The 10,646-nt window shown below is 62.0% G+C and carries 10 protein-coding genes; 5 read left to right on the forward strand and 5 right to left on the reverse strand.

Annotated elements, in window-relative coordinates; translation table 11 throughout:
* The first annotated feature begins 204 nt into the window (after positions 1 to 204).
* From FY112_RS04375 to rfbA, 5 genes are read left to right on the forward strand one after another with little or no spacing between them, the layout of a single operon-like run.
* Positions 205 to 2,172, forward strand: a complete 1,968-nt coding sequence (locus tag FY112_RS04375) for a glycosyltransferase family 1 protein (RefSeq protein ID WP_151517805.1) — start codon at positions 205 to 207, stop codon at positions 2,170 to 2,172.
* Positions 2,173 to 2,195: 23 nt separating this feature from the next.
* The gene (rfbC, locus tag FY112_RS04380; RefSeq protein WP_017959871.1) at positions 2,196 to 2,774 is read left to right on the forward strand and encodes a dTDP-4-dehydrorhamnose 3,5-epimerase; all 579 of its coding nucleotides are present in this window, start codon (positions 2,196 to 2,198) and stop codon (positions 2,772 to 2,774) included.
* Positions 2,775 to 2,780: 6 nt separating this feature from the next.
* Positions 2,781 to 3,836 (forward strand): dTDP-glucose 4,6-dehydratase, encoded by a 1,056-nt coding sequence (gene rfbB / locus FY112_RS04385; protein WP_151517806.1) that lies wholly within the window; start codon positions 2,781 to 2,783, stop codon positions 3,834 to 3,836.
* A 3-nt stretch (positions 3,837 to 3,839) separates the two neighbouring features.
* Positions 3,840 to 4,727: a dTDP-4-dehydrorhamnose reductase gene (gene rfbD, locus FY112_RS04390; RefSeq protein ID WP_151517807.1), complete on the forward strand. Its 888-nt coding sequence runs from the start codon at positions 3,840 to 3,842 to the stop codon at positions 4,725 to 4,727.
* 10 nt (positions 4,728 to 4,737) lie between these two features.
* On the forward strand, positions 4,738 to 5,607 hold the full coding sequence (gene rfbA, locus FY112_RS04395) for a glucose-1-phosphate thymidylyltransferase RfbA (protein ID WP_026158619.1): 870 nt from the start codon (positions 4,738 to 4,740) through the stop codon (positions 5,605 to 5,607).
* A 119-nt stretch (positions 5,608 to 5,726) separates the two neighbouring features.
* Here the strand turns inward: rfbA and FY112_RS04400 are convergent, their stop codons facing one another.
* From FY112_RS04400 to FY112_RS04420, 5 genes are all read right to left on the reverse strand, one after another.
* On the reverse strand, positions 5,727 to 6,338 hold the full coding sequence (locus FY112_RS04400) for a riboflavin synthase (RefSeq protein ID WP_026158618.1): 612 nt from the start codon (positions 6,336 to 6,338) through the stop codon (positions 5,727 to 5,729).
* Positions 6,338 to 7,681, reverse strand: a complete 1,344-nt coding sequence (gene ribD / locus FY112_RS04405) for a bifunctional diaminohydroxyphosphoribosylaminopyrimidine deaminase/5-amino-6-(5-phosphoribosylamino)uracil reductase RibD (protein WP_151517808.1) — start codon at positions 7,679 to 7,681, stop codon at positions 6,338 to 6,340. The genes FY112_RS04400 and ribD overlap by 1 nt, the downstream gene beginning before the upstream one ends.
* 3 nt (positions 7,682 to 7,684) lie before the next feature.
* A complete protein-coding gene (gene nrdR / locus FY112_RS04410; RefSeq protein ID WP_003547190.1) occupies positions 7,685 to 8,161 on the reverse strand; it encodes a transcriptional regulator NrdR in 477 nt (158 codons plus the stop codon).
* Between the two features lie 9 nt (positions 8,162 to 8,170).
* Complete coding sequence (gene glyA, locus FY112_RS04415; RefSeq protein ID WP_011651299.1) at positions 8,171 to 9,469, reverse strand: serine hydroxymethyltransferase; 1,299 nt, start codon at positions 9,467 to 9,469, stop codon at positions 8,171 to 8,173.
* Between the two features lie 217 nt (positions 9,470 to 9,686).
* Positions 9,687 to 10,646: L,D-transpeptidase family protein (locus FY112_RS04420; protein WP_151517809.1), on the reverse strand; the 960-nt coding region annotated here is incomplete at its 5' end.

The following is a 10,646-nucleotide window of genomic DNA, read 5'->3' on the forward strand; positions in this document are numbered from 1 at the left end:
CCTTTGCGCGTCTGAAAAGACGCGCGGCGCTGTAGAGAAAACCGACCCCGGATAGGTCGAGCCCCTGCAATCCCTCCAGGCTGACCAGAGAAAGTCCTGGAAACAGTGTGGCGCAAGCTTCACGTCCAATAGTCGGCTCCTAGACCAGCCCGAATGCCGTTTCGTGAATCGCGGAGACGGCGACCATGCACTGAGGATGATGCCTTGACGATCAATCAGCCCGTTTCCGCTCTGCCCGCCGGTCTTCCTGATCTGGCGCTTCTCACCGAGAAAGCTGCCGGCACGGGGTCCGTCATTATCTACCAGCCTTATCTCGGCCCTTCGCAGCGCAGCCAGCTCGACGGGGCTGCCGTACCACTCGACATCTCATTCAACCCGCAGGCTGCGACCCGCGAATACGAGCTCTTCCGTATCCTGCATGCGCAGCACGAGGCGATCGGCCTCGGCGAGGACGTGTTCTGGGGACTGCTGTCCAGCAAATTCGAGATGAAGTCCGTCACGAGCTTCCCATCCTTCGTTGCCGAGGCGGAAAAGGCCAGGGCGGAAGGTGCGGACGCCTATCTCTACAATCCGCTGATCGGCCACGCCGCGATCTACAGCAACGTCTGGGAGCATTCGCTGCTTGGCGGCCGTCCAGGCATGGAGCCGATCTTCCTGCATATCCAGCAGCTCGGCTATCCGATCGCGCCGCCGCAAGACAAAACCGCCTTCATGTTCTGCAACTATTTCTGCGGCAACAGGAAGTTCTGGTCCGGATATTTCGCCTTTTGCGAAGGCATTCTGGAATCGCTGGAAAATGAAGCGCGCCGCGGCACGCCAGCGGGCATTGCCTATGCCGGTTCGGCGCAGTATTCACGCGACGCCAACGCGACGATGCGCCCCTTCGTGATCGAGCGTCTGCTCGGGCTCTATGTTCAGCAGGCTGCCGCCTCCGGATTGAAGATCGCCGCCTTCGTGCCGGCGCCTGCCGATTTCGAGTGGAAGTTCGGTGTCCGTCTCGGCCGGATGCTGCATGGTCTCTTCACCGCCAAGGAAGCTTTTCTTCAGAGCCCCGACGAGGCCCACTTGGCCTCTTGGCAGGAGGGCCGCCAACCACTGATCAAGCAGCCGCACCTTATCTGGTTCGCCGATGATCCGCCGGCCTGGATGCCGCGCGGCCAGTTCACGGGTGGCCGCGAACTGATGCATGCCTATGCTCCGCAGCCTTCCGGCGCCTCCCCGGCGCCGCAGCAGGCTGTGCGTACCGAGACACCCGCCGCCCAAAGGATCGAGCAGTCGCTTCGCAACGCATTGCAGCCCTTTGCCGGCGGATGGCAGGCCCACAAGGATCGCCATTGCATCTGGATCGTGACGCCTGCCAATTACAGTCACAGCCACGCCTTCGACGAGGTTGCGCTCGGTCTGCAGGGTGCCTTCCATGAGCTGGGCGGTTCTGCACCGATCGTCAGAGACATGAACGAGTTCGCGGACCGTGCGCCGATCATTTATGGCGGCAACCTGCTTCCGGCCGAAATCGTCGATCATCTGCCGAAGGACAGTGTCATCATCAATCTCGAGCAGGTGTCCGAAGAAAGCATCTGGATCAATTCGCGCTATATGTCGATCCTGCGGGCGATGCCGGTGCTCGACTACAGCCCGCGCAACCGCGAAAACCTTGCCGCCAAGGGTATCGATCACGCCGGTGTGCTCGAAATCGGTTACAACAGTTGCCTGAGCCAGATCCAGCATGCCGTCGTCAAGGATATAGACGTGCTCTTCTATGGCTCGATGAACGAGCGCCGCCACCACATCCTGAAGACGCTTGAAGAGGGTGGGCTCAAGGTCGTGCATCTCTTCAACATCTATGGTGCGGAACGTGATGCGGCGATTGCCCGCGCCAAGATCGTCATAAACATCCATCACTATGCGAGCGGCGTCTTCGAGATCGTCCGCATTTCCTATCTGCTTGCCAATCGCGTTTGCGTGCTGACGGAAGGCGACATCCGCGATCCGGACCTCCAGCCTTTCATCGGCGGCTTGGCAATCGAGCCCTACGACGACATGATCGAGCGCTGCTACAAGCTGATCGCAGATGCCGACGAGCGCGATGCCATTGCCGCGAAGGGCCTTGCGGCCATGCAGAGCCGCTCGCAGGCGGACATGCTGATGAGCGTCATGAGGGCGGGCGCTTGATGAAGGCGCAGAAAAGGTAAGTCATGCGTATTGAGACGACGGCCATCGAGGGCATCGTTGCGATCACGCCGCCACGCTTCGGCGATCACCGCGGCTACTTCTCCGAGGTATTCAAGGATGCCTGGTTCCGGGAAAATGTGGCCGACGTCACGTTCATCCAGGACAATGAATCGCTTTCGGCGCAGGCTGGCACCGTCCGGGGGCTGCATTTCCAGATACGACCCTTCGCACAGGGCAAGCTGGTGCGCTGCCTTGCCGGCCGGATCATGGATGTCGTCGTCGATATCCGCTGGGGATCACCGAGCTTCGGCAAATGGCTCTCTCAGGATCTCTCGCCGGAAAACGGCATGCAGCTCTGGGTACCGGCCGGTTTCGCACACGGATTCGCAACGCTCGAGCCGAACAGCATCATCAGCTACAAGGTAACCGCACCTTACAGCCCGCAGCATGATCGTGGCATCGCGTGGAACGATCCGGCGATCGGCATCCGCTGGCCCTTCGATGAGAGAGACATGGTATCGTCCGACAAGGACAAGACGCTGCCGCGGCTCGCCGATCTGCCAAGCCATTTTACCTATTCAGCACAGCATCCCAAGGATTGATCCACGATGCGCATACTGGTCACGGGCGGAGCGGGCTTCATCGGATCGGCATTGGTGCGCCATCTCGTCAGCGAGATCGGCGCCGAGGTGCTGAATGTCGACGCGCTGACCTATGCCGGCAATCTGGCATCGCTGAAATCCGTCGAATCGGCGCCGAACTATCAATTCCTGCAGGCCGACATCTGCGACCGCGCCGGGATGCAGGAAGCATTCGCGTCCTTCCGCCCTGATATCGTCATGCATCTCGCGGCAGAGAGCCATGTCGACCGCTCGATCTCGGGCGCGGACGATTTCATTCAGACCAACATCGTCGGCACATTCAGCCTGCTGGATGCCGCACGGCACTATTGGGATGGGCTTGACGCTCGCCGCAAAAGCGCCTTCCGCTTTCTGCATGTCTCGACGGACGAGGTCTACGGCTCACTCGGCGACGAGGGCCTCTTCGAGGAGACGACGCCTTACGATCCGTCCTCGCCCTACTCCGCCTCCAAGGCCGCGAGCGACCATCTGGCGATCGCCTGGCACCGCACCTACGGCCTGCCCGTCGTCGTCTCCAATTGCTCCAACAACTACGGCCCGTTCCATTTCCCGGAAAAGCTCATTCCGCTGATGATCCTGAACGCACTGGAGGGCAAGCCTCTTCCGGTTTACGGCAATGGTGCGAATGTCCGCGACTGGCTCTATGTCGAAGACCACGCCCGCGCGCTCTTCACGATCGCATCCAGAGGGCGCCCCGGCGAAAAATACAATGTGGGCGGCCGCAATGAGCGCAGGAACATCGATGTCGTTCATCGCATCTGCGCTATTCTCGACGGCGTCTACAGTGACAAGGGACCGCATACACGTCTGATCACCAACGTCACGGACCGCCCCGGACACGACGCACGCTATGCGATCGACGCCTCCAAACTCGAAAGCGAACTCGGCTGGAAGGCACAAGAGACCTTCGAAACCGGCATCGAGAAGACCGTGCACTGGTACCTGGAAAACGAATGGTGGTGGAGGCCGCTGCGCGAAAACGTCTACTCCGGCGAACGCCTCGGCGTTTTCAAGGGACGATAAGCGATGCGCATTGCCGTCACCGGCAAACAGGGCCAGGTCGTTCAGTCGCTGCTCAGACGTGGCGCCGAAACGGGCGTCGAAATCAGCGCGGTCGGGCGCCCGGAAATGGACCTTGCGGATCCTGCAAGCATCGCAGCCGCCTTCTCGGCCCTGCGCCCGGATGTGATCGTCTCGGCGGCCGCCTATACGGCGGTCGACAAAGCCGAGAGCGAACCCGAGCTTGCTTTTTCCGTCAACGCGGCAGGCGCCGGGGCGGTTGCCGAGGCTGCCGTGCGGATCGGGGCTCCGATCATCCACATTTCGACCGACTACGTCTTCAGCGGCGACAAGGCCTCCGCGTATTCCGAAGAGGATGCGACCGCGCCGATCTCCGTCTACGGGCGTTCGAAGCTCGCGGGCGAGAAGGCCGTCGCGGCGGCGAACCCGAACCACGTCATCTTGCGCACCGCCTGGGTCTATTCGCCCTTTGGCGCCAACTTCCTGAAAACGATGCTGCGGCTTTCCGAGACGCGCGATCATCTTCGCGTTGTCGCCGATCAGACAGGATGCCCGACCTCGGCACTCGACATCGCCGACGCGATTCTTGCGATCGCATCCCGTATCGTAGCGGACCCTGAGCCATCGCTCCGCGGCACTTTTCACCTGACCGGCAGCGGCGAGGCAAGTTGGGCGGACTTCGCCGAAGAGATATTCACGGAGCTTTCTAAATCCGGCGGCAGAAACGTCGGCGTCGAGCGCATCCCGACGGCGGACTATCCGACACCGGCGAAGCGTCCCGCCAATTCACGTCTCAACGGCGACAAGCTCGCCGGAACATATGGAATCCGGCTGCCGGAGTGGAAGCAGTCGATGAAGATTGTCATGCAGGACCTTTTGAATAAAGGTCTTTAGGGAGATGGGCATGAAGGGGATTATTCTCGCCGGCGGCACGGGCACGCGTCTGCATCCGATCACGCAGGCCGTCTCGAAACAGTTGATGCCGGTCTACGACAAGCCGATGATCTACTATCCGCTGACGACGCTGATGCTCGCCGGCATCAGGGATTTTCTGATCATCACCACGCCTCACGACGTCGAAGCCTTCAAGCGCCTTCTCGGCGACGGCTCGCAATGGGGAATTTCGCTGACCTATGCCGTACAGCCGAGCCCGGACGGCCTCGCCCAGGCCTTCATCATCGGCGCCGACTTCCTGCACGGCGAAAGCTCGGCACTCGTTCTCGGCGACAACATCTTCTACGGGCACGGACTGCCGGAAATCATGAAATCCGGCACGAGTCGTGAGGAAGGCGCGACGGTGTTCGCCTATCACGTCACCGATCCGGAACGCTATGGCGTTGTCGGCTTTGACAAAAAGATGAATGCGCTGTCGATCGAGGAGAAGCCGAAGAAGCCGAAATCGAACTGGGCGGTGACCGGCCTCTATTTCTACGACCAGCAGGTGGTCGATATCGCCGCCAACCTGAAGCCATCACCGCGCGGTGAATTGGAAATCACCGATGTCAACCGCACCTATCTCGAGCGCGGCCAGCTTTTCGTGGAGCTGATGGGCCGCGGCTATGCCTGGCTCGACACTGGCACGCCGGACAGCCTGCTCGATGCCGCAGGTTTTGTCAGCACGCTGGAGAAACGCCAGGGCTTCAAGATCGCCTGCCCCGAAGAAGTCGCCTGGCGCATGGGTTACATCTCGCAGAACGACCTCGCCAAGCTCGCGGAGAAGCTCGGCAAGAGCGCCTACGGCCAGTATCTGACGAAGCTGTCCCCGGATTGGTGAGCTATCGGGCCGTCGCCGCATCGCAGACGTGCAGTTGGATGCGTCGACGAGCGCCTGATGATGTTCCGCGCCAGCATGCCTGTCGTGGTGTCACCCTGGAAACCGTTACAGGTTTTGATTCAGGTGCTCGGAAATTCGGCCAGCCGGGCGGCATACCGCGCCATAGTGTCGACTTCGAAATTGACGAAATCGCCGGCCTTGCGATCGCCCCAGGTGGTGACCTCGAGCGTGTGGCGGATGAGCAGCACGTCGAAATCCGTGCCGTCGACCGCATTGACCGTTAGCGAGGTGCCGTCGAGTGCGATCGAACCCTTGGGGGCGACGAATTTCGCCAGATGTTCGGGCGCGCGCAAGCGGTAGCGCGTGGCATCGCCTTCTGCTGTCACCGATAGGATTTCCGCCTTGCCGTCGACATGGCCGGAAACGATGTGGCCGCCGAGTTCATCACCGATCTTCAGCGACCGTTCGAGATTGATGCGGCTGCCTTCCTGCCAGGCGCCGATCGTCGTCAGCCGCAGCGCCTCCTCCCAGGCCTCGACCTCGAACCAGCGACCGTTGCTGCCTTCCTGCGGCAGGCCGGTGACGGTGAGGCAGATGCCGGAGTGAGAGATGGATGCGCCCATATCTATGGTTGCCGGGTCGTAACTCGTCGCAACGCGGAGCTTGATGCCCTCCTTCAGCGGCGAAACGGATTCGATCGTACCGATATCGGTGACTATTCCGGTGAACATCAAAGCCCTCTTTCGTATTCGTCCAGGCGATCTTCGCCGAACATCAGCGTGCCCGCATGGGAAAAACCCGATGGTATGTCGGTTGCATCAAGCGGGGATTCAATACCGCCCTCGCCGATCACAACAGGCGCCTGATAAAGCTGGATGCGGTCGACGAGGCCAGCCTCGAGGAAAAGCCGCGCCGTCTTTGCACCGCCCTCGACCAGGAGCGAGGAAATACCGCGCGTCGCCAGTGCCGGCAACAGGACTTCCGGATGATAGGGATTGCAGTAGAGCACCTCGACGCCGGCGGCTTCGAGGGCTGCGCGGCGGGAGTCCATGTCAGCGGGTGAGGCACCCCCCTCTGCCCTGCCGGGCATCTCCCCCACAAGGGGGGAGATCGGATCGGGGTTAGCCCCTTGCCCTACGTCTTGCCTCAAGGCGAAACCATCACCATCGGAAACTGGGGAATTCGGATCGCGCCTCTTGCCGATCTCCCCCCTTGTGGGGGGTCCGAAGGACGGGTCGAGACCCGTGGCTCGATCCCGGTAGTCCGGCAGGGCAGAGGGGGGTAATCCCTCCGCATTCGATGACAACGGCCATACTTCCTCGCTCGCCACCACGATGACCGGCACTTCCCGCGCCGTCTCGACGAGCTTGCTGGTCAGCGGCAATGCGAGAGACGGATCGAGCACGATGCGGATCGGCGATTGCGATTCAAGACCTGGCGTCCGTACCGTCAGCAGCGGATCATCCGTAATCGCGGTGCCGATGCCGACCAGGATCGCATCGGTTTCGGCGCGCAGCGCCTGCACCTGGGCGCGGGCCTCCGCGCCTGTTATCGCCACCTGCCCTGCTCCCTCGCGGCCGATCATGCCATCGGCGGAAACGGCAAGCTTGAGAGTCACATAGGGCCGGTTCTTCGTCTGGCGGGTGAGGTAGGCGGCAATCGAGTGCCGGCCCTCCGCCTCCAGCACGCCGGTAGCCACCTCTATGCCGGCTTCGCGCAGCATGGCGATACCGCGGCCCGAGACCCGCGGATCCGGATCGGTGACGCTGATGACGACGCGGGCGACGCCATAGGCGATCAGTGCTTCGGCGCAGGGCGGCGTCTTGCCGTGATGCGAGCAGGGTTCGAGTGTCACATAGGCGGTAGCGCTACGGGCGAGCGCGCCGGCTTCGGCGAGCGCCTGCGTCTCGGCATGCGGGCGGCCACTGAGCGCCGTTACCGCACGGCCGACGATGACGCCATCCCTGACGATCAGGCAGCCGACGGAGGGGTTGGTGGCGGTGCGGCCGAGATGCCAGCGCGACAGGCGGATCGCCGCCGCCATGAAACGTTCGTCATGCAGCGTGATGCTCATGGCTCACCTGTCCAGCGGGTCGCGAGCGATCTTGGCGTTGATTTCGGAAATGACCTTCTCGAAATCCTCGGCAAGCGAGAAATCCCGATAGACCGAGGCGTAGCGCACGAAGCCGACATCATCGAGGCTCTTCATGGCTTCCAGCACCTGCAGGCCGATCTGTTCGGAGGAGATTTCTGTCTCGCCGGAGCTTTCAAGACGCCGGACGATGCCCGAGACGGCGCGTTCGATGCGGTCGCGCTCGACCGGGCGCTTGCGCAGCGCCACTTCGAAGGAGCGCACCAGCTTGTCGCGGTCGAAGGGCACCTTGCGGCCGGTCTTCTTGATGACCATCAGCTCGCGCAGCTGCACACGCTCAAACGTGGTGAAGCGGCCGCCGCAATCCGGGCAGATGCGCCGCCGGCGGATGGACGTGTTGTCCTCCGCCGGGCGCGAATCCTTGACCTGGGTATCTTCCGAACCGCAATAGGGGCAGCGCATCCCTACTCCTTATCCCATGTAGCCGTACATGGGGAAGCGGTCGGTGAGGCTGACCACCTTGCCGCGCACGGCGGCTTCGACGGCGGCGTTGCCTTCATCGGAATTGGCGACCTTCAGGCCGTCGAGAACCTCGACGATCAGATTGCCGATCTCGCGGAATTCCGCTTCCTTGAAGCCGCGGGTCGTGCCGGCCGGAGCGCCGAGGCGCACACCCGAGGTAACGAAGGGCTTTTCCGGATCGAAGGGGATGCCGTTCTTGTTGCAGGTGACATAGGCGCGGCCGAGGGCTGCCTCGGCGCGCTTGCCGGTGGCATTCTTCTTGCGCAGGTCGACCAGCATCAGGTGGTTGTCGGTACCGCCGGAGACGACGTCGAGGCCGCCCGATATCAGCGTTTCGGCAAGCGCCTTGGCGTTCTTGACCACCTGGGCGGCATAATCCTTGAATTCCGGCTGCAGCGCCTCGCCGAAGGCCACAGCCTTGGCGGCGATGATGTGCATCAGCGGGCCGCCCTGCAGACCGGGGAAGACAGCCGAATTGAACTTCTTCGCCAGATCCTCGTCATTGGTGAGGATGACGCCGCCGCGCGGGCCGCGCAACGACTTGTGGGTCGTCGTCGTCGCGACATGGCAATGCGGGAACGGCGACGGATGAACGCCACCGGCGACAAGGCCGGCGATGTGGGCCATGTCGACCATCAGATAGGCGCCGACGCTGTCGGCGATCTCGCGGAAGCGCTTCCAGTCCCAGATACGGGAATAGGCAGTGCCGCCGGCGATGATGAGCTTCGGCTTGGTTTCCTCGGCCTTGCGGGCGACTTCATCCATGTCGAGCAGGTTGTCGCCTTCGCGCACGCCGTAGGAGACGACGTTGAACCACTTGCCGGACATGTTGACCGGCGAACCATGCGTGAGGTGGCCGCCCGAGTTCAGGTCGAGCCCCATGAAGGTATCGCCGGGCTGCAGCAGCGCCAGGAACACGGCCTGGTTCATCTGCGAACCGGAATTCGGCTGGACGTTGGCGAAATTGACGCCGAACAGCTTCTTGGCGCGCTCGATCGCCAGTTCCTCGGCGATATCGACGAACTGGCAGCCGCCGTAATAACGCTTGCCGGGATAACCCTCGGCATATTTGTTGGTCATGATGGAGCCCTGGGCTTCCAGCACGGCGCGGGAGACGATGTTCTCAGAAGCGATCAGTTCGATCTCGTGCCGTTGGCGACCGAGTTCCTTTCCGATCGCGCCGAAAATGTCCGGATCGACGTCCGCAAGCGAGCGATTGAAGAAGGATTCGGTGGAAGCATTGGTCATGGGCGGGCTCCTCAACTGGAATGCGCTGAGGTATTAGCCTTCCGCCGTGGCGAGAGCAATACGAAGAACGACATTTGCTGAGCAAAGCGCGCGCTCACGCTCTTTTGCGGTCGCTCCGTGCCGATCTTTGGCGGCCATCTCAAGAACCGCTTCTCCGACATAAAAAAACCGCGCCCGAAAAAGCGCGGTTTTCAAATTGCGATGCAGAGGTCGCCGCTTACTGGACCGGCTGTTCCATGCCAGCTGTGGTGTCGAGCGCCAGCTCCGCATTGCCGTCCATCTGATAGATGTCGTCGCGGAACTGGACGATGCCGTCGGGCATGCCCCAGGCAGAGATATAGACGAAATAGACCGGAACTTCCGCGGCGAGTTTGATCGGTGTGTTGACGCCGGTTGCGATCACTTGCTCCATCTGCTGGCGGTTCCAGCCGGGCGTTTCGCGCAGCAGCCAGTTCGTCAGGTCGCGCACGTTCTGAACGCGGACGCAGCCCGACGACTCGAAGCGCATCAGCTTGTTGAACAGGCCCTGCTGCGGCGTGTCGTGCATGTACTCGCCGTTCTTGTTGTAGAAGTTGATCTTCGTCGACGCCATGGCGTTGGTCTTGCCGGGGTCCTGACGGAACATCAGGTTGGGCGCCTCGCCGTTCCAGTCGATGGTCTCGGGGGCGACTTCATTGCCCTTGCCGTCGAGCAGACGGATGGCATTCTTTTCGAGATAGGTCGGATCCTTGCGCATCAGCGGCATGATGTCCTTCTCGACGATCGAGCGTGGTGCCGTCCAGTAAGGATTGAGGATGACCTCGTAGATCTTCGAATTGACGAGATGCGTCGGGCGGCTGAGACGGCCGACAACCGCTGTGTGGCGCGTCGCGACGCTGCCGTCTTCAACAGCCTCCACATAGGCGGCCGGGATGTTGACCATCAGGTGACGGCGGCCCAAGTCTTCAGGGAAGGTCTGCAGACGGACGACATTGGTGTTCAGCTGCTGCAGGCGGACATCGGCGGGGATGTTCATCGCCTTCAGCGTGAATTCGCCGAGAACGCCATCGGCTGGCAGGCCGTGGCGTGCTTGGAAGCGCTTGACGGCGCCGTCGACATAGGAATCGAAGGCGTTGGACAGGCCGGCCTCGCGCGGCAGATCGCCGGTGATCGCGAGACGCTGGCGCAGCGCCTGGAC

The organism is Rhizobium sp. PEPV16, from assembly GCF_008919455.1.
In the GTDB taxonomy this organism is placed as follows: Bacteria; Pseudomonadota; Alphaproteobacteria; order Rhizobiales; family Rhizobiaceae; genus Rhizobium; species Rhizobium leguminosarum_Q.